The sequence below is a fragment of the uncultured Winogradskyella sp. genome, assembly GCF_937958655.1.
GTDB lineage: Bacteria > Bacteroidota > Bacteroidia > Flavobacteriales > Flavobacteriaceae > Winogradskyella.
In genome coordinates this window covers 1-19,396 of the sequence record NZ_CALGNH010000029.1, presented here as the reverse complement: position 1 = coordinate 19,396, position 19,396 = coordinate 1, and the positions used below count along the sequence as shown (strand labels likewise).

The following is a 19,396-nucleotide window of genomic DNA, read 5'->3' as shown; positions in this document are numbered from 1 at the left end:
GTTTACAAAAGTTAAAGCTTTATATTAATGAGTGATCATTATTGGTGCAGTTTAAAGATGTTATTTGCACGTTATAAATTTTAATCAAACATAAATGGTTTTATAACGAGTAATTTTAGTCTCCATTATAAGATGTTATATTTTCGAAGTAACAAAATAAGTGCTATTAACCAATAATTACTTTCCCTCAAAGTAAAATTGAAATTTTGTTAAGATTAAATTAGTTTTAAGTAAGTTGTTAATTCATAAAAACCTTTTAGAGTGGATGCTAAAAGGTTTTTTTATGCAATAAATTTAGCCTTTAGATTTGGTGTAGGCAGCATACATTGCGTTTTTTTACCAAACCATTTATAACGGTTTTTAGCGATGTAATTGTACACCCAATTTCTTATAAAAGTGGGGATTATAAAAAAAATAGCCAATAATTTAGTTGGGAAGTCTAGTTGTTTAGCCACTTTAAGCGCAGCCGTAGATTTATGGTAAATTCTTCTTTCACTTGGATTATAAAGTAAAATTGAATCCGTTTTAATAATGTCTATATTAAACTCACGTATCAATGATTGACCAATGTTGCTTTGCAACGGTGCAAACAAAAACTTATTTGCCGTATCACGTTTTATAACAAATAAAACACTCGTATTACAGAGGTTACATACACCGTCAAATAAAATTAGTTGTTTGTTTTTAGGAATAGTCTCTATCACGCTACAAAGATACAACCTCATTAAAAGGTGTAACGGTCAATTAACAGGAAATTAGAACTTATCGCTTTTTAGTTTCCACCAATTCTAACAAATCTAAACTAACATTAGTTGTAAAAAGACCGTAATTAACCGTAGCTTTTCCTTTTTCTATTGCGTCTATGGTGCCTACAGCTTTACCATCATGCATTCTAACACGGTCATCAATTTTTAATACAGGCTTGGGCGTTTCTACAACAATGGCTTTCTTTTTAGCTGCTTTTTTCTTTTTACGGATAACTTCAACCTTTTTTTCAGCCTCTTGTTTTACTTGTTGTTCTTTGGCTTTTTCTGCGCGCTTTTGCTTGGCAGATACTTTTTTGCGTTTAGAGTTTTCTATTTGAACTAAACGAAAAAGCTCAGACATAAGTTCGCGCTTTCTTTTATTATTCTGAAATTTTTCTGCCAAATCATTTACCTTTTGTCCTAAGTAAATTAAACGTTGATTACTATCGTAGAGCTCTTGAAAACTTTCTAGTTTCTTTTGAATTTTAGTGTTGGTTTGCTCTAATTTTTCTGCTTCAGATAGTTTCTTCTTTTCATTGGCTTTTAAAGATTGTTCTGTCTTTTCTAAACGACTCCGTTGTTTTTGAAGTTTAGCTATAGTGGCATCAAAACGGACTTTACCGCGCTCAATTTTCTTTTTAGACTTATTTATTAAACTGTATGGGATGCCGTTTTTTTGTGCGACTTCAAATGTAAATGAACTACCTGCCTGCCCTATAACCAACTTGTACATTGGTTCTAAACTACGCTCATTAAATAGCATGTTTGCGTTTTGCATATATGGTAACTCATTAGCTAATAACTTTAAGTTGGAGTAGTGGGTGGTTATAATACCAAAGGCTTTTCTGTCATAAAAGACCTCTAAGAACGTTTCGGCTAATGCGCCACCTAACTCAGGATCACTTCCGGTACCAAATTCATCTATTAAAAAGAGTGTTTTGGAGTTACACTTCTTTAGAAAATAATTCATTTGCTTCAATCTATAACTATAGGTGCTTAAATGATTTTCTATGGACTGGTTATCGCCTATATCAGATAAAATTCTTTCAAACAAACACATGGTACTACGCTCATGTACTGGCACCAACATACCTGTTTGTAGCATAACCTGAAGTAAACCAACAGTTTTAAGAGTAATACTTTTTCCACCTGCATTAGGCCCAGAAATAACTATAATTCTATTTTCATTCGTTAATGTTATGGTTTGCGGAAACGTTTTCTCCCCTTTTTCTTTATTAGCTAAATAAAGTAAGGGATGATATGCATCTTTTAAATGTAATTGCCTGTTAGTGCTAATTTCTGGTAATATAGCGTCTATACGTTTTGCATATTTTGCTTTAGCCGCGATAACGTCTATTCGGGTTAAAAAACTTTGATAATCATTTAGAAGCGGTAAAAAAAGCCTGATGTAATCTGTAAGTTCTTTAAGAATTTTAATGACTTCTTCTTTTTCTTCATACTCAAGATTATTCAACTCGCGGGTGTATTGAAGTGTGGTTTCTGGCTCTATATAGACAATGCTTCCGGTTTTACTACCTCCCATTATAGCACCTTTAACTTTGCGTCTATACATAGCCTTAACGGCAAGTACACGCTTATTGTCTACAACCGATTCTCTGATGGCATCTAAATAATCTAAACCATGGTATCGGTTTAATGCCGAAGAAAAACTACTGTTTATTTTCCCTTTAAGCTTACCGATTTCCTGTCTTAATTGTGCTAATTGTTGAGATGCGTCATCCTTAATATCTCCAAAACGATCAACAACTAAGTCTACTTGATCTATGATTGCAGTAGTCACTTCTATATGATTACTATACTTCTCTAGTTTAGGGTAATACTCTTTAAATTTGTTTAAAAATTTAAGAATACTGTTTACGGTTAGCGAAATACTAACTAACTTCTGAAAACTTGTAACCTCTAAATAAGTGTTATCTATATGAAGTAGTTTTAGTTCTTTATCTAAAGCATCAAACCCATGATTAGGAATACGATTATCGTTATCAAAAGAGGATAGGTATTCATTAACATAATCTAATTCTCGCATAAGCTGTGCTTCAACCTCCATAGGTCGTAAGGCCAAAACAGCCGCTTTACCTATGGCTGTAATAGTATGTGTGCTTATTTGATCTAACACTGTAAAAAACTCTAGGTCTTTAAGTGTTTTTTCATGAATTTGAATCATGACGGTATAACTTATTTTAGAATTGCAAATTTAGGTTAATTATGAAGATGTGCCTAATACCTTAGACTATTGTGCTTATTCTTATTTTTGAAAAAATAATTACAGTAATGAACGTAGACATACAAGCCAGTTGGAAACCTTATCTTAAAACAGAATTTGATAAACCGTATTTTAAAGATTTAACGGATTTTGTTAAATCAGAATACGATCTATATACCTGTTACCCTAAAGGTTCTGAGATATTCAATGCTTTTAATCATTGCCCTTTTAATGCGGTAAAGGTTGTTATTTTAGGGCAAGATCCCTACCATGGTATGGGTCAGGCCAATGGTTTATGTTTTTCTGTTAATGATGGTGTTGCTCATCCGCCTTCACTCAAAAATATTTTTAAAGAAATAGAGCAAGATTTAGGAATCCCTTATCCAAAAAGTGGTAATCTAATGCCTTGGGCAAAGCAAGGTGTTTTACTCCTTAATGCAACTTTAACTGTTAGAGCGCATAAAGCGGGTAGCCATCAAAATAAAGGATGGGAACAGTTTACAGATGCAGTTATACAATGTATAAGTAAAGAAAAACAAAGCGTAATTTTTTTACTTTGGGGAGGTTATGCAAAACAGAAAAAGAAACTTATAGATATAAACCGTCACTTGGTTTTAGAAACAGGCCATCCATCGCCTTTAAGCGCTAATAGAGGCTATTGGTTTGGTAATAAACATTTTAGTAAAACTAACTACCAGTTGGTGCAAGATGGCGCGAATGTAATTGAGTGGAAACTTGAGTAGTCTTTTGCGTGTTCTTAATAAAGGGCATGCTCGCTTCTTTAGAAGTCTTGTTGGTTTTATTACAACTAAAAAATAACAATAAAAAATTGACAACAACAAGAGAAACTAAAACCAATATAAATATTGAGATCGTAGACATTTATAGAAACTGATGATTGATTTAAACAAATATAATTAAAAAATTGAAATTCTGTGATTTACGAACTGAAAACACTATGATTTTTAGAACTTAAGCGAGAAACAAAATTGCTATTAATCGGTAATAGTTGCTGTTAATTTATAGTAATCAGTAACTTAAAAGGTTTATTTTTAGTCTTTTTAAATTATTTAAATTTTAGTTATTAGATCCGAATAATTCACTTTTTTAGGAATAATATCTAACTCTAGCAGTTGTTCTTGGACATTATTAATTGTTTTTTCATCAATAAGCTCTTGCGACCATTCTGTTAATGATAGCCATTCTTGTACATCCTCTAATTCTTGCTTGTAACGGTTGGCAATGGTTTTGTCTATACTAGGAATTAACTTAAATTCTGATGTGGTTTTATTAATAATGGTTAGTATGGTCTTTAAGTCTTTTTGGTTATGTTCTAAAAACTCTTCTCTAACAGCAATAACAAAGCATGGCCATGGAGAAGGGCACTCACCAATCCTTCTAAAAACACCATCATCCACTAAAGGCTTGGTTGTAAATTTTTCCCACATAAAGTAATCCGCAACCTCTTCTGTTAAACCTTTTACAGCACCATCTAGGTTTTTAATAACCTCAAAGTTTAAGTCTTTTTCTAAATTCCAGTCGTTATTTTTTGCATTAATGTATGCCATTAAATGTGAGCCAGAGCCATAGCGACTTATAGCAGCTTTAGTTCCATTTATATCATCTATAGTGTTAAATTTAGAATGCTCAGCTACATGTATTCCCCAAATTAATGGGGTTTCTACAAACGTTTGAACGATGCGAGAAGGATTACCAGCTATGATATCTTTAATAATACCTTCTGTAAGAATTACCGCGATGTCTATATCACCAGACCGTAAGCCTTTGCACATTTCACCTGTACCACCATAGTAGTCTTGCCATCTTAGATTAATACCTTCTGCTTTGTATGCGCCATCTTTTAAGGTGAGGTACCAAGCTAAATTAAAATGCTCTGGAACACCTCCTATATTTACTTTTCTCATTTATGATGAACTTGTTTCAGTATAATTTTAAATATTCACTATACGCTCTAAAGCGTATAAAATTAATTGTTCTACCGTTTTTTTAGGGTTTTTACTAAAATCACCAGTTGCTCTATTGGCAATAATAGCATTAAGAGATAAGGCCTCGTGGCCGAGTAGCTTTGATAGTCCATAAATCACAGAAGTTTCCATTTCAAAATTAGTAATTCTAAAGTCTTTATAATTAAAACTTTCTAGTTTTGAATTTAAACTTGCATCGTGCAGAGGGAGTCTTAATACACGTCCTTGCGGCCCATAAAATCCACCTGCTGTGCCTGTCATACCTTTAAAAATGGGAGCGCCTTCAAAATAACGCTCTAAGTACTTGCTGTTATTTATTATTATTGGTCTTGCTTTATTTTTATCCCAATTCGTATGGGCTATAAAAGCATCTTCAATTATAGGATTGCTAATACCTTGTATTTGATAAAAGTGCAACATACCATTAACATCTAAACCGTGCGTACTAATTAAAAACGAATCTACAGGGATGTCAGCTTGTAAAGATCCTGAAGTTCCTATTCTAATAATATTTAAACTTGTTAACTCGTTTTTAGGTTGACGTGTTTTTAAATCAATATTCACTAAAGCGTCTAATTCATTTAAAACAATATCGATATTATCTGGCCCAATACCTGTAGATATAACCGTAATCCTACGATCATTGTAATAGCCTGTTTGTGTTTTAAATTCTCGTTTTTGTGTGCTAAACTCAACACTATCAAAATATGTTGTGATTTTTTCTACACGATCTTGGTCACCAACAAAAATAATAGTGTCTGAAATATCCTCTGGTTTTAAATTAAGGTGATAAACACTGCCATCTGCATTTAATATTAATTCAGAATCTTTAATTGGCATCTAGTATTGTTTTTATAAGTTTATTCTGTTCTATACTAAATTGAAATTCTAAACGCTTTACACCACCATAAGCCATGTCGTTTTTTAATTCTGAAGCAAAATTTCGTTGTCTCAATAGGGCTTCGTGTCCTTTTCGGTTTAATGTAATTTTGTTTTCTGTAACTTCAAAAAAGATAGATAGTCTGTTAATTAAGCGTTTATGCTGTATATCTCCAAATCCGTAATAGCCTTGGTAATTTAGACTGTAGCCTAATAAATGATGTTTAGATTTTATAGTATGATCTCTAACTAATCGTAATATATTATCTTCTAAGACACTCAATCCACTGTCTTGGTGTGGAAAACGCTTTAGATGTGCTTTAAGGCAGTTGGTCATATACTTAAAGCTAGATTTTTTTACAATATAGGGTTTAAGGATATTGTGGTCTGATCCGCAATAGGTTCTCCAAAGCGCAATACAAAGCTCAATATCTTCTTTTGTTAACAAAACCTTATTTTTGTAATGCTTTTTAAGTTGCCCAGCGCTTAACTCCGCTAAACCTTTTAGATTTTTTTCACCCTCTACACGTCCACTGCATATAAGATAAAGTGGTTTGTCTATTTCTTTTTGATGTAGAAGATTGATAACTCCTAAGAGATTAATATGACAAAATAAATCATATTCAAACCAAAGATTTATTTCTGAGTATTTGTCTGTATCATCTAATTTAGATAGTTCTTTTTTTAATTCATAACTATCAACCTCAATATCATAGTAATCTAAAAGAAATTTACGACGAATATCAAAGAATTCATCAGAATCTATTTTTGGTATTGTTGGACCTTCAGATAACATTTCTTGCCAAGTTAAAATATCACCTGTAAAATTTAACTCTTTTAAATACTCTGTAAGAACACCTCCGTTGGTAATATGAAGTACTTGTTTCGCCATAAAATTAACCACCTGCACGTTTTACATTAAAACCTTTACCCTTAAGAATGGTCATTATTTTATCGCGGTAATCGCCTTGAATAATAATTTTATCATCCTTAAAACTTCCACCAACACTTAGTTTAGTTTTAAGCGCTTTGGTTAATTTTTTGAAATCGTCGTTAGCGCCATTATAACCTTCGAGAATAGTTATAGGCTTGCCTTTACGTTTTTCATATTTACAAATAATGGGCTCGTCTTGCAGCCAAATATCTGATTTTTCTTCATTGGCATTTTCTCCAGTCTCTGTTTCAATATGATCTGGAAATAAATTTTTTAACTGATCTTTTAAATCCATTCTTTTAGGTTTTCAGTCTTTATATTTATATCGGCAATAAGGTAAAAAGACTGCAACGTGTTACTACTTTTTAATAAGTCCAAGTTCAACTAAACGTTCGTTCAAAAATTCCCCTGCTGAAATATCTTCATATAGTTTTGGGTTTTTCTCATCTATGCAGCTGTCTAAAACATTTAATTTCATTTCGCTTATGGGGTGCATAAAGAAAGGAATAGAATAACGGGATGTTCCCCATAATTCGCGTGGTGGATTAACAACCCTATGTATCGTAGATTTTAACTTATTGTTGGTGTGCCTAGACAGCATATCGCCTACATTAATCATTAACTCGTCGGGTTCTGCAATAGCGTCTAGCCATTCACCATCGTGCCGTTGCACTTGTAAACCTCGGCCTTGTGCACCCATTAATAATGTTATTAAATTGATATCGCCATGGGCAGCAGCTCTTACTGCATTTTTAGGTTCTTGTACAATAGGAGGGTAATGAATGGGCCTTAAAATAGAATTGCCATTATGAATGTAATTATCAAAATACGTTTCTTCTAAATTTAGGTGTAGTGCAAGCGCACGTAGAACATACTTAGCCGTTTTTTCTAACATCTGATAGGTTTCTTTACCTACCTTATTAAACTGTGGTAATTCTTTTACTTCAATATTTTCTGGATATTCTTTGCGACGTTGGCTATCATCTTCTACATATTGTCCAAAATGCCAAAATTCTTTTAAATCTCCCTCTTTTTTTCCTTTGGCACTTTCTTTACCAAAAGATACGTACCCTCTTTGTCCACCAATACCTGGTATTTCATATCTTTCTTTAGTTTTTAATGGTAAGTTGAAAAATTTTTTAACCTCAGCATATAAACGATCCACTAATTCGTCATCTAAAAAATGACCTTTTAAGGCTACAAAGCCAATGTCTTGATAGGCTTTTCCTATCTCATCAATAAATTTTTGTTTTCTATTTGGGTCTTCTGAAAGGAAATCCTTTAAATCTACGCTAGGTATTCTATCCATTTGAAGTATAATTTTAAATTCTTTATCAATATACAAAACTAAGGTAAAGACCTCAATATTGATGCATTTTATTTACATTTGAAGTATAACATTAATGAACATATGCCTACCATTACCAAAAGTAATATAGATTATGACAAGCGTAATTTAAGTGATAAAGCACTGCTAAAACTCTATTACAATATGCTAAAGCCTCGCCTTATTGAAGAGAAAATGCTTATTCTTTTGCGACAAGGCAAAATTTCTAAATGGTTTTCTGGTATAGGACAAGAAGCAATATCTGTTGGTGTAACTATGGCACTTAAACCAAGTGAGTATATTTTACCAATGCATAGAAATCTTGGTGTTTTTACAACGCGGGAGATTTCATTGCATCGTTTATTTTGTCAGTGGCAGGGCAAAGCCAGTGGGTTTACAAAAGGTAGAGATCGCTCTTTCCATTTTGGTTCCCAAGAGCATAATATTATAGGAATGATATCTCATTTAGGACCTCAACTCGGTGTAGCAGATGGTATAGCTCTTGCAAATTTATTAAAAAACAACGGGCAAGTTACCGCTGTTTTTACAGGAGAAGGTGGCACGAGTGAAGGTGATTTTCATGAAGCTCTAAATGTGGCTTCCGTATGGCAATTGCCTGTTATCTTTTGTGTAGAAAATAACGGCTATGGACTCTCAACACCAACTAACGAACAATATCATTGCAAGCACATAGCAGATAGAGGTAAAGGTTACGGTATAGAGTCTTTTATTTTAGAGGGTAATAATGTTATAGAGACCTATTCTAAAGTTAAAAAACTAGCAGAAAGTATTAGAAAACGACCAAGACCAATTCTTATAGAGTTTAAAACCTTTAGGCGTCGAGGACATGAGGAAGCAAGTGGAACTAAGTATGTGCCCCAAGAATTGATGGATGCTTGGGAAGCCAAAGACCCAATTGAGAATTTTAGAAATTATCTATTAAGTAAAAAAATATTATCTACCGAATTAGATGAAACATATATAGCCGAAATTAAAACTGAAATTGATACTGCTTTAGAATCTGCCTATGCAGAAGAAGATATAATCCCAGACTTAACTACAGAATTAAATGATGTCTACAAAACCTTTGACTACAAAGCATTTACACCAAACAAAGACACCAAAGACATACGTTTTATAGACGCTATTTCCGAAAGTTTAAGACAATCTATGGAAAAGCATAAGGGTCTTGTTATTATGGGTCAGGACATTGCTGAATATGGGGGAGTATTTAAAATAACCGAAGGGTTTGTTGAACAATTTGGTAAAGAAAGAGTTAGAAATACTCCAATTTGTGAATCTGCTATTGTTGAAACCGGAATGGGATTATCTATTGCTGGCCTAAAAGCAGTTGTCGAAATGCAATTTTCAGATTTTGTAACCTCAGGTTTTAATCCAATAGTTAATTATTTAGCAAAATCTCATTACCGATGGGGACAACATGCTGATGTTGTTATAAGAATGCCTTGCGGAGCTGGTGTTGCAGCAGGGCCTTTTCATTCGCAAACAAATGAAGCTTGGTTTACTAAAACAGCTGGGTTAAAAGTTGTTTATCCTGCATTTCCTTACGATGCTAAAGGCTTGTTAGCTACTGCAATTAATGACCCAAATCCTGTTTTATATTTTGAGCATAAAGCCTTGTACAGAACTATTCGGCAAGATGTACCAAGCAATTATTACACGTTACCTTTTGGTGAAGCTGCAACGATAAAAGAAGGTAATTCAATATCCATAATTACCTACGGTGCAGGTGTGCACTGGGCTTTAAAAACGCTTCAAGATAATCCTCATATATCGGCAGACTTATTAGATTTAAGAACATTACAGCCCTTAGACGCAGAGAGTATACTAACATCTGTTAAAAAAACAGGAAAAGCAATTATTCTGCAGGAAGACTCCATGTTTGGAGGTGTGGCTAGCGATATTTCTGCTATGATAATGGAACAATGTTTTCAATATTTAGACGCACCAGTAAAGAGAGTTGCTAGTTTAGAAACACCTATACCTTTTGCTTCGCAATTAGAAGATCAATATTTGGCTATAAATAGGTTTGAAGACGCTCTAAATACTTTACTAAAATATTAATTTTATCGGATAAAGTAATTTTTAATCGATTATCAAAAAGATTGTTGTTGCTTATATTGTGCTAGTTTGAAAATAAAATCTTAGATTTAGAACCTATTAAAACTAAAATAAACGTTATGAAGTTTAAATTACTCTATTTGTTGACATTTATCACATTAGTATCATTTGGTCAAAAGATACCAGATGCTATAAAACCACCAAGTTGGTCTAATAACTCATTAAATGCTTTAAAACCATACAAACTCGCTAATTTTGATCTTAAGAAAATTCAAGAAGAGGACAAGATTAATGATAAAGACAAGTCTAAGCCTTGGAGATTTGGTCATGATATTTACGTAGATCATAACATCAATGATGTAGGTGAATGGACCACTTTAGCTAATGGTGATCGTCTTTGGCGAATGACCTATAAATCTGAAGGTGCGTACACATTAAATTTTATGTTTGATGTTTTTAAAATTCCGGAAGGTGCTCAACTGTACGTTTACAACAACGAAAAAACTGATTTATTACGACCATTTACACACCATAATAATAATCCTGAAGAAATTTTAGGTACGTGGATGGTTAACGGAGACCAAGCATGGATTGAATATTATCAGCCTGCTAACGTAGTTGGTACAGCAAAAATTACTGTAGGTTCAGTCATCCATGGATATAGAACAGCTGAAACCTATCAAAAAGGATTAAATGACTCTGGTGCTTGTAACCAAGATGTTGATTGCGATATAACTCCTTCTAATGATCTTTTTCAATTAAATTTAAGAAAAGAAGAAGTTAAGAAGGCAGCAGGAATGATTACAGTTAATGGTGGTACTGGCATATGCTCGGGTACTTTAATAAATAATACCAGTAATGATGGTACGCCATATTTTATGACTGCTAATCATTGTGGAGGTGGTGAAGCTGGATGGGCTTTTAGATTCAATTGGAGAAGTCCTAATCCTTCATGTAGCACAACAGCAAATAGCACTAATGGTTCATTCAATCAAACGGTTAGTGGATCAATAGTTAGGGCTGCGAGTTCTAGATCAGATATGGAGTTAGTTGAGATTACTGATATCAATTTTTTTAACAATAATCCAGATGTAGTTTGGTCTGGCTGGAATAGATCAACCACTCAGGTACCAGTTGTAAATTTTGGTATTCATCACCCAAGAGGTGACATTCAAAAAACATGTAGAGAAGATGATGGAGCTTATAGACAAGTTGTTTCATTTAATGGTGATGCAAATACACAAATGTGGTATATAGACGAATGGGAGCTAGGGGTAACAGAACCCGGTTCCTCGGGATCTGGGTTATTTAATGAATCCGGACATTTAATTGGCGTGCTTTCTGGAGGTGCTGCAGCGTGCAGTGGAACTAGTAATAATGCCGCCTTTGATTACTATGGTAGGTTTGGTGTTGCTTGGGATTTTGGAGGTACTCCATCTACCAGGCTAAGAGAATGGTTAGATCCAACAGATACAGGTTTAGAAGTTGCTGAAATTTATCCAACAGTACAAATCTTTGATAATGACGCCACTATTAATGCTGGTTCAGGGTTAAACGCCGAATTATGTGGATCTGATTTTAGCCCAGAAGTAACATTGATTAATCGTGGTAACTTAGATTTAACTTCAGCAGAAATTTCATATAGTTTGGACTCAGAGGCTGATATAACAGTAAGTTGGACCGGAAATTTAGCTTCAAATGCAAGTGAAATTGTGGCAACACCTACATATAACAATCTAGAGCCTGGCCCTCATGTTTTTAACGTTTCTGTAAATTTACCTAATGGTATAGCGGATGAAAATAACACCAATGATAATTTTAGTTTCAATTTTGATGTATCACCTAATGTACTGACTTCCAATGTTATATTTAATATTACTACAGATAACTTTGCTAGTGAAACCACTTGGCAAATCACCAACAGTAATAATACAGTTATAGAAAGCGGTCCAACAGGTTCTTACTTTAATAATACTACATACCAAGAGACCATTGCCATACCAACATTTGGAGATTGTTACACATTTACAATTTTTGATTCTTACGCAGACGGAATTTGTTGCGGTTTTGGTAATGGCAGTTATGATCTACAGGATGATAATGGAAATGTTATCATTTCTGGAGGTGATTTTGGTGGTTCTGAGTCAGTACTTTTTAGAGTACAAGATCCATTAAGCATTAATGAGTTTGAACTTAACGAGTTGATTAATTTATTCCCTAATCCAGTAACTAACCAATTAAATATTGATTTAGGAAATATTAATGAAGATGCAACCTACCAAATGTTTAATACTATAGGACAGCTTGTAGGTAATGGCAAATTAAATAGTAATAGTACTACTACAATTAATATGTCTCAACAAGAAAGCGGTATATATTTTATTCAAATAAATACGAAATCAAATAGTATTACCAAGAAAGTTGTTAGAAAATAAACTTTAAATAGTAATTAAAAAGAGGTAGTTATTTTAGTATAACTACCTCTTTTTTTTTAGCTAATCATTTTTAATAATGCGCAAAATTTGAAGCTAATTGCGTTTAACAGCGACTTCAGAAACTTTAAATGGATACGCTTTCTTTACTAATTTAAACTCATCTTTATTAATGTCACTTGGTACTTTGCCAAACGTGTCTTTAATGTAATGTGCCCTTAAGCTAAAATATGCTTTTGATATTTCATCCTGTACCGAAATAAACATATGATATTTTGTTAAGGCATCATGGCTTAAGGAAATTACCGCCTCATTTGGGTGATCAGACAAATCATTTAATTTGTAGCCTTCACAGTAGTCACAACTACCGCTGCCATTATTGTCCACAAAGGATTTTACAATGTCTTGTACATCGTTAAGTTGTACAATTTTATCCTCTATAAAAATAGTGTTCTCACTGTTTAAACTTATTCTTAAAATATTCCGCTCATTAATGGGAGAGGAGCAGTCCTTAGTAGGACAATCATTGGCTGGTAATTGCCGTAATATGCCTTTATCAGCAGAAATGGTTGTGGTTACCAAAAAGAAAATAAGTAATAAAAAGGCAATGTCTGCCATGGAGCCTGCGTTGACCGTCGCAGAACGTCTTCGAAATGATTTCATAATGTAAATATTTAAAATGTTAATATTTTCTTAAACACAATAACAGTACCAATCTTGTAAAAGGTTATTAACAATTCATTCTATAAACAGATGTAATAGTCTATTTTTGCAAAATTAACGTCCTATGAAATTATAATATGTCAACAGACATTTTAAAAGACACAGTAACAGAGAAACGACTTTACGATTACCAAATCAAGGATTTGAATCGCATTTTTGATGTAATGCAAGATGAAGCCGAAGATTTTAATCTATTATATCAATTACCAACTGGTGGTGGTAAAACTGTAATTTTTTCAGAAATAGTAAGACGTTACATAGAAGCGCACCAGAAAAAAGTAGTGATACTTACGCATAGAATTGAGCTATGCAAGCAAACCTCAAATGTACTTTCTGGTTTTAAGGTTAAAAACAAAATCATAAACAGCAAGGTAAAGACCTTACCAGACCAAGACGAATACCAATGCTTTGTAGCTATGGTAGAAACTTTAAATAATCGCCTGTCTGATAAAGATTTTGAGCTTAAAAATATAGGTCTAATTATTATAGATGAAGCGCATTATAATTCATTCAGAAAATTATTTAAGTTTTTTAATCATTGTTTTATTCTTGGCGTTACAGCAACACCTTTAAGTAGTAACATAAAACTGCCCATGAAGGATAACTATGATAAGCTTATCGTAGGTGACGACATCTCTACATTAATTAAAAACGGATTTTTAGCAAATGCAGATGTGTATCATTACGATGTGGGACTAACCACATTAAAGATAGGAATCAATGGTGATTACACAGTAAAATCATCAGAGACTTTATATACAAATAGCGTAATGCAGACTAAGCTACTTGGTGCTTATGAGGAGTTAGCTAAAGGCAAAAAAACGCTTATCTTTAATAATGGTATTTACACATCAAAAGAAGTGTATTACACGTTTAAAAAGGCAGGTTATGATGTGCGTCATTTAGACAATACAGCTGGCAAACAAGAGCGTAAAGATATATTGCACTGGTTTAAACATACGCCAGAGGCAGTATTATCATCTGTAAGCATACTTACCACTGGGTTTGATGAGCCTTCGGTAGAAACCATAATACTCAATAGAGCTACACGCTCATTAACACTCTACTTTCAAATGATTGGTAGAGGAAGTCGTATTTATAAGGATAGATCTTCATTTCAAGTTATTGATTTAGGTAACAATGAAGCTAGATTTGGCCTTTGGAACCAACCTGTAGATTGGCAACATATTTTTAAGTATCCAGATTTATATCTCGAAAATATTGCCGATGACGAATCCATTGAGCGCGATTTTATATATGTAATGCCACAAACTTTAAAAGAAAAATTTAAAAAATCACAGATTTTAGATTTTGATATAAAATCCGCTTATAAAGAGGCATTAAACTCAGGAAAAAAATCATTTACAGTTATAGAACAATCTATTGCGCAACATTCTAAAATCTGTATAGATAATAGTGAAGACGTTTATGATGCTAGGGATCTAACAAAACTATTACAAGATGAAATTGCCTATCGCATTAAGCAATACTGTTATTGTATAATGAACAGTACCCAAAGTTACAAAGACTGGCTTTTTGAAGAATATAATCGTAAACTGCGTATTAGTTTTAATGGTAAGTTTTAACGTTTTTTTTAATGCTTTTATGTTTATATACTTTTATTTTGATTTAGGTATAGTTTTTGTAACTGTAATTAAATATTAAATTATACGTCTAAAATTAAGTGAAGTATTTAAAATTTATAGCACTCTTTGTATCCTTATCCTTTTCAAGTCTTTTGTATTCTCAAGTAAAAGATAAGGAGAACAAATCTATTCGTATACCAGCGGAACCTTCAAAAAACCAAAAAGAGTCCTTTCCTGTAAAAATTAAAGTAGCACCAAAATTAGATAATAAAGAGGACAAGTCTAATGGTGATACCTCTCGCGAAAAAAAGAAATTTGTAATAAAAGAATCTAAAAAACCGTTTTCAATGATTGAAGAAGATGGTTTAAAAAGTCCTAGTGAAATTTTTGAAAAACGTTGGAACAAAGATTTAGAAAAAGGAGGGGTTATTAGAACTATGTCAGATCAGTTTCTTGGGCGTCACAATGTGGATACTAAGTTTGTAAATATCATTTGTAGAGATCATCAATACCCAGACGGAGACAGGGTAAGTATATCTGTTAATGGCCATATTGTTAAACCAAACCTATTATTAAGAAGTTCTTATAGGCGAGTAGAAATAAATTTAGCACAAGGAAGGAACAAAATAGAAATTGAGGCCCTAAACCAAGGCGAATCTGGACCTAATACAGCAGAATTTGTAGTCTATGATGACAAAGAAAATTTAATTTCATCTAAAGAATGGAACTTGCTTACAGGTGTTAAGGCCATTATTATTTTTGAAAACGAAAAAGTAATCATTAAAGAAAAATCTCCAGAAGAAAGGGAAACTGACCAAGCGTCTAATAATGAATAGCTTCAATGTCCTTTGGTTTTAATTTTTCTAGCTTATAATTCCCTATTCTAACGCGTACAAGTCTTAATGTTGGATAACCAATAGCAGCTGTCATTTTTCGTACTTGTCTATATTTACCCTCCGTTAATGTTATAGATAACCAAGAGGTTGGCCCATGTTTAATATCCCTAACAAAACGCTTAATAATGTGAGAGGTGTCTGGCAGTAATTTTGCTTCGCATGGTTTTGTAACATACGCATTTCCATTTACAGAGATTTTAACACCCTTTGTAAGTGCGCTAATTTTATCGGTAGTTATGATGCCATCTACCATGACATGATATTCTTTTTCAATATTTTGGCTCGTCATATAATTACTAAACATTCCGTCTGTAGTTAAAAGCAGCAAACCTTCTGACTTTTCGTCTAATCTACCAACGGCCATAATTGCTTTAGGTAAATTAAACAACTCGCTCAAAAGACGCTTATTTTTACGCTTATGTTGATTGTTAATAAACTGACTTAAATAGCCATAAGGCTTATAAATTTTATAATATAAATGTTCTTCTTTAATAAGTTGTTACTATGCATTTATTTGTTGTTGTTATATACAACATAAAATTTTATCCTTAAATTAAATCTTAATTAATTTCTTAACGATGCGATTTCTTAATTTATTCTTCACTTCAACTATAAGAAGTTTTGATTGGATTGTGCTAATATCAAAAGTATAGAAATAATTTCTGTAATTAATTGATAGCGATTTTAGAAGTTTCCCATTTATATCATACACACTAAGTGTTGTTTCTGGCAATAATTCCCCATTAACAACTAGTAATTGGTTATCACTATTAATAGATACTTTAATTTTATCAAAATTTCGTGCTTCAACAGTTAGAGCATTACTCTCAAAACGTAAATAAAATCTACCAATACCTGAGATGGCTTCATCAGTATAGAAATTAAATTCATCAGTATTTAGGAGCGTAGACGTGTTGTTTGCGGCATCATCTAAATATACATTTATAGTATCAGGAAGATCACTTTCAAAAATACTAATTTCAATATTTTGACCTTGTATGGCATGAAGCCCAATAGAAACAACTACATTGTTAACATCATTGTCATTTAAAGCCTGAACACCAAATGGAATAACTGTGTTAGCATCGACCAAATGAGAATATAACGAAAATTCAGGTATTATACCTCCGTACAAAGCAGAGTCAAAGCCAACATCTAAACCTGCTGTGGCATTACTATTAAAGTAAAATTCTGTACTCGATGCATCGTTATTAGAACTTGCGATAAGCTTTAAATATCCAAAATGGGATTTAGATATGGGTGAAACATTTTGATTAAAATTTGATGTTGGTTTAAATGCGTTACTCAATAAGAATGATAAGCATAAAGCTATGAAAAGTAAAAGTCTACGATTGTATGGTTTCATAATAAAATGGTTGATAGCAGTTTTAAAAGTAATAGAGAATGATTCACTTTTACAGATTTTCCGATAAGCTTTAATAATTTTCCGATAAAAAATAGATTTATGTCTATTTTATGGTTTATAAGACAAAAGACATATAAACATTTGATTTTATGATTTGTATATAAATTATTAACACTTTGTTTTTAAAATTCAATTTATTATTTAAGTATCTTTAAAACATGAGAACATGTTTTTTATCTTTTTTAATTTTACTATTCGTTTTTAATTGTAGTACACCTAAAAGTTCTACATCACCTATGGCTAACTCTGAAGCTATGGAAGCGATTAAATCTTTGGTTGAAAATGGTGCTTTTAAATTTAAAGCAGATGTTATGTATCCTATGCAGACAGCTGATGCTACCAGGATAGCAAATCAATTACTTATGAATACAGGTAATCTCGGTGCACGGGTAAACCTAGATAACGGCTATGGTATTATCTTTAAAAACGATTCCGCAAAAGCGAATCTTCCTTATATAGGTGAGGTTAGAATTAGTCGATCTTATTTAAATAGTAGTGATGCTGGTATGAGCTTTAATTCTAGGATAGAAAACCCAAATTTAGAAAATGGTAAGCAGTACCTATTAAAATTTAGTGTTAATGACAAGACTGAAAACTACCAAATCATAATGCGCTTTTTTAATAATGGTACGACAGATGTTAGTATTTCGAGTTCTCATCGTACGGCAGTAAAATATAGAGGAAAAATTGTACCATTAGAGGACGATTCTTTATAACCTATAATAACTTTGGCTTGTTCCTCTTGTACAAGGGCAGTTGCTTGCACTTTGTAATAAATTAAGGCCAATGGTAACTACGTGTGTTCCAGAATTAAAACCGGATAAATCATTAAGCGTTAATTGGTAAGAATAGGCAAAGTAAAGTTTATTATGCAATATGCCAGCCATAGGCCCTACATTTAGTGGATTTAAGAATTGATCATTTAGAAACCGATAAGACGCACCAATCCAGTAATAATCGCCATTATGATTAAATTTTCTGTACTTAATGTTTATATCGGTAGCAGAACGTCTGTCACTATCAAAGAATTGGAAAAAGACAGAAGGCTCAAATTCAACATATTTGTTATGTTTTGGTGTAATAACGAATCCTGAATACAACTGATAATTTAGAAGTTTACTAGGCTCAAACGCTATAAAAGGATTGGTGTCTTTAGAGACTAAATTATTAGCGTTAAAGCTTAGGTAGAAATTATCCCAACGGTAAAGAAAGCCAGCGTCAAAGTTATTGTTATTTATAGCTCTATCTCCATTTATGGCAGGATCTAGAATTGGTATATCGTAGGTAGTATTAAAGTTTTCGATGTCTATTCTAAAGCTGTTAATATTGTAGGATAAACCTAGGGATAAGTACTGCTTAGATTTCCAATCTAGAATTAAATGATGAGCAAATGAAAATTTAACCCCTTTTTGTCTGGTATTACCGTTTTTGTCATTGTAGGCAGAAATACCAATACCAGATTTATTAGAAATCCTAAAGTCTGCATAAATCGATTGATTATCGGGTGCGTTTTTTATACCAACCCATTGTGTTAAGCCGTTAGCCCTTATCTTTAAATTATCACCTATACCTGCATAGGTTGGCGATATTACAAAATCATTATCAGCCAGGTACTGTGTCCAAACTGGTAGGTTAAGCTCTTGTCCGTAACTTAGCGTTATGGATAAGAGCACTGTTATATAGGTAATAATTTTTTTCATTAAAGTAGGTTTAATTCTATAGATTTGGGTTATCTATAAAGCGTAAAATGTCCAACAATCTCTTTATCAATAATAGGGTCATTTGTTTTAACAACAAACCAATAATCACCTGTAGGTAATTCTTTACCGTTGTAACGTCCATCCCAAACTTCACCAACCGTATAGGTTGCTACCATACGTCCATAACGATCAAAAATATCGAAGGTTAGATTTGGGAAATTTTGGGTACAACCTGGTGCCCATGTATCATATTCTCCGTCTCCATTAGGTGTAAACCAATTTGGAATACAAATATCTACGAATTCTAACTCTATTTGTGCTTCAGCAAAACAACCGTTGCTATCTGTAACCGTTATAGTATATAAACCAGATTCCGTTATAATGTAAGTATTTTGGCCGCCATAATCTTCGCCATTCATGGTAAAGGTGTAACTGCCAGTGCCGCCATTAGCATTA

General features: G+C 32.8%; 18 protein-coding genes. 6 read left to right on the top strand and 12 right to left on the bottom strand.

What is annotated here, in order from left to right; all coding sequences use genetic code 11:
• Positions 1–281 precede the first annotated feature (281 nt).
• Positions 282–704: a DCC1-like thiol-disulfide oxidoreductase family protein gene (locus tag Q0800_RS06160; protein WP_299128360.1), complete on the bottom strand. Its 423-nt coding sequence runs from the start codon at positions 702–704 to the stop codon at positions 282–284.
• 58 nt (positions 705–762) lie between these two features.
• Positions 763–2,931, bottom strand: a complete 2,169-nt coding sequence (locus tag Q0800_RS06155; protein ID WP_299128358.1) for a DNA mismatch repair protein MutS — start codon at positions 2,929–2,931, stop codon at positions 763–765.
• Between the two features lie 107 nt (positions 2,932–3,038).
• Between Q0800_RS06155 and Q0800_RS06150 the strand changes: the two genes are divergently transcribed.
• Positions 3,039–3,713, top strand: coding sequence for a uracil-DNA glycosylase (locus Q0800_RS06150; protein WP_299128357.1), 675 nt, complete (start codon positions 3,039–3,041; stop codon positions 3,711–3,713).
• 327 nt (positions 3,714–4,040) lie between these two features.
• Here the strand turns inward: Q0800_RS06150 and Q0800_RS06145 are convergent, their stop codons facing one another.
• The 5 genes from Q0800_RS06145 to Q0800_RS06125 form a co-directional block, all read right to left on the bottom strand.
• Positions 4,041–4,895, bottom strand: coding sequence for a substrate-binding domain-containing protein (locus Q0800_RS06145; RefSeq protein WP_299128356.1), 855 nt, complete (start codon positions 4,893–4,895; stop codon positions 4,041–4,043).
• A gap of 27 nt (positions 4,896–4,922) precedes the next feature.
• Entirely contained in the window at positions 4,923–5,795 is an 873-nt protein-coding gene (locus tag Q0800_RS06140) for a nucleoside phosphorylase (protein ID WP_299128355.1), read from the bottom strand.
• A complete protein-coding gene (locus Q0800_RS06135) occupies positions 5,785–6,726 on the bottom strand; it encodes a DUF1835 domain-containing protein (protein ID WP_299128354.1) in 942 nt (313 codons plus the stop codon). The genes Q0800_RS06140 and Q0800_RS06135 overlap by 11 nt, the downstream gene beginning before the upstream one ends.
• Before the next feature lie 4 nt (positions 6,727–6,730).
• Positions 6,731–7,063 carry a translation initiation factor gene (locus Q0800_RS06130; RefSeq protein WP_299128353.1) on the bottom strand — a complete coding sequence of 111 codons (333 nt, stop codon included), beginning with the start codon at positions 7,061–7,063 and terminating at the stop codon, positions 6,731–6,733.
• Positions 7,064–7,126: 63 nt separating this feature from the next.
• The gene (locus tag Q0800_RS06125; RefSeq protein WP_299128352.1) at positions 7,127–8,077 is read right to left on the bottom strand and encodes a 2-oxoglutarate and iron-dependent oxygenase domain-containing protein; all 951 of its coding nucleotides are present in this window, start codon (positions 8,075–8,077) and stop codon (positions 7,127–7,129) included.
• A 102-nt stretch (positions 8,078–8,179) separates the two neighbouring features.
• Here Q0800_RS06125 and Q0800_RS06120 point away from each other — a divergent pair, with 102 nt between their 5' ends.
• Together Q0800_RS06120 and Q0800_RS06115 are read left to right on the top strand one after the other, a co-directional pair.
• Positions 8,180–10,180, top strand: a complete 2,001-nt coding sequence (locus tag Q0800_RS06120) for a dehydrogenase E1 component subunit alpha/beta (RefSeq protein ID WP_299128351.1) — start codon at positions 8,180–8,182, stop codon at positions 10,178–10,180.
• 116 nt (positions 10,181–10,296) lie between these two features.
• Entirely contained in the window at positions 10,297–12,612 is a 2,316-nt protein-coding gene (locus Q0800_RS06115; protein WP_299128350.1) for a T9SS type A sorting domain-containing protein, read from the top strand.
• 93 nt (positions 12,613–12,705) lie between these two features.
• Here Q0800_RS06115 and Q0800_RS06110 read toward each other — a convergent pair whose 3' ends face one another.
• Positions 12,706–13,272, bottom strand: a complete 567-nt coding sequence (locus tag Q0800_RS06110) for a biopolymer transporter ExbD (protein WP_299128349.1) — start codon at positions 13,270–13,272, stop codon at positions 12,706–12,708.
• A 137-nt stretch (positions 13,273–13,409) separates the two neighbouring features.
• Here Q0800_RS06110 and Q0800_RS06105 point away from each other — a divergent pair, with 137 nt between their 5' ends.
• Together Q0800_RS06105 and Q0800_RS06100 are read left to right on the top strand one after the other, a co-directional pair.
• Complete coding sequence (locus Q0800_RS06105) at positions 13,410–14,918, top strand: DEAD/DEAH box helicase family protein (RefSeq protein ID WP_299128348.1); 1,509 nt, start codon at positions 13,410–13,412, stop codon at positions 14,916–14,918.
• Positions 14,919–15,016: 98 nt separating this feature from the next.
• Positions 15,017–15,754 (top strand): hypothetical protein, encoded by a 738-nt coding sequence (locus Q0800_RS06100; protein WP_299128347.1) that lies wholly within the window; start codon positions 15,017–15,019, stop codon positions 15,752–15,754.
• On the opposite strand, the gene Q0800_RS06095 is transcribed toward Q0800_RS06100, so the two are convergent.
• Positions 15,741–16,307 carry a pseudouridine synthase gene (locus tag Q0800_RS06095; RefSeq protein ID WP_299128391.1) on the bottom strand — a complete coding sequence of 189 codons (567 nt, stop codon included), beginning with the start codon at positions 16,305–16,307 and terminating at the stop codon, positions 15,741–15,743. The genes Q0800_RS06100 and Q0800_RS06095 overlap by 14 nt on opposite strands.
• Positions 16,308–16,367: 60 nt before the next feature.
• Complete coding sequence (locus tag Q0800_RS06090; protein WP_299128346.1) at positions 16,368–17,180, bottom strand: hypothetical protein; 813 nt, start codon at positions 17,178–17,180, stop codon at positions 16,368–16,370.
• Between the two features lie 296 nt (positions 17,181–17,476).
• On the opposite strand from Q0800_RS06090, the gene Q0800_RS06085 reads away from it, so the two are divergent.
• Positions 17,477–17,956, top strand: a complete 480-nt coding sequence (locus tag Q0800_RS06085) for a DUF4251 domain-containing protein (RefSeq protein ID WP_299128345.1) — start codon at positions 17,477–17,479, stop codon at positions 17,954–17,956.
• Here Q0800_RS06085 and Q0800_RS06080 read toward each other — a convergent pair.
• Together Q0800_RS06080 and Q0800_RS06075 are read right to left on the bottom strand one after the other, a co-directional pair.
• Positions 17,951–18,940, bottom strand: a complete 990-nt coding sequence (locus Q0800_RS06080) for a type IX secretion system membrane protein PorP/SprF (protein ID WP_299128344.1) — start codon at positions 18,938–18,940, stop codon at positions 17,951–17,953. The two genes, Q0800_RS06085 and Q0800_RS06080, sit on opposite strands and share 6 nt — an antisense overlap.
• A gap of 29 nt (positions 18,941–18,969) precedes the next feature.
• On the bottom strand, positions 18,970–19,396 hold a 427-nt coding region (locus Q0800_RS06075; RefSeq protein WP_299128343.1), incomplete at its 5' end, for a T9SS type B sorting domain-containing protein.

Bases quoted from the DNA above. Each gene is read 5' to 3' on its own strand.
- Q0800_RS06145 (WP_299128356.1), bottom strand. From the start codon at position 4,895: ATGAGAAAAGTAAATATAGGAGGTGTTCCAGAGCATTTTAATTTAGCT.
- Q0800_RS06125 (WP_299128352.1), bottom strand. From the start codon at position 8,077: ATGGATAGAATACCTAGCGTAGATTTAAAGGATTTCCTTTCAGAAGAC.
- Q0800_RS06085 (WP_299128345.1), top strand. From the start codon at position 17,477: ATGGCTAACTCTGAAGCTATGGAAGCGATTAAATCTTTGGTTGAAAAT.
- Q0800_RS06080 (WP_299128344.1), bottom strand. From the start codon at position 18,940: ATGAAAAAAATTATTACCTATATAACAGTGCTCTTATCCATAACGCTA.
- Q0800_RS06090 (WP_299128346.1), bottom strand. From the start codon at position 17,180: ATGAAACCATACAATCGTAGACTTTTACTTTTCATAGCTTTATGCTTA.
- Q0800_RS06135 (WP_299128354.1), bottom strand. From the start codon at position 6,726: ATGGCGAAACAAGTACTTCATATTACCAACGGAGGTGTTCTTACAGAG.
- Q0800_RS06120 (WP_299128351.1), top strand. From the start codon at position 8,180: ATGCCTACCATTACCAAAAGTAATATAGATTATGACAAGCGTAATTTA.
- Q0800_RS06155 (WP_299128358.1), bottom strand. From the start codon at position 2,931: ATGATTCAAATTCATGAAAAAACACTTAAAGACCTAGAGTTTTTTACA.
- Q0800_RS06130 (WP_299128353.1), bottom strand. From the start codon at position 7,063: ATGGATTTAAAAGATCAGTTAAAAAATTTATTTCCAGATCATATTGAA.
- Q0800_RS06115 (WP_299128350.1), top strand. From the start codon at position 10,297: ATGAAGTTTAAATTACTCTATTTGTTGACATTTATCACATTAGTATCA.
- Q0800_RS06140 (WP_299128355.1), bottom strand. From the start codon at position 5,795: ATGCCAATTAAAGATTCTGAATTAATATTAAATGCAGATGGCAGTGTT.
- Q0800_RS06150 (WP_299128357.1), top strand. From the start codon at position 3,039: ATGAACGTAGACATACAAGCCAGTTGGAAACCTTATCTTAAAACAGAA.
- Q0800_RS06105 (WP_299128348.1), top strand. From the start codon at position 13,410: ATGTCAACAGACATTTTAAAAGACACAGTAACAGAGAAACGACTTTAC.
- Q0800_RS06110 (WP_299128349.1), bottom strand. From the start codon at position 13,272: ATGAAATCATTTCGAAGACGTTCTGCGACGGTCAACGCAGGCTCCATG.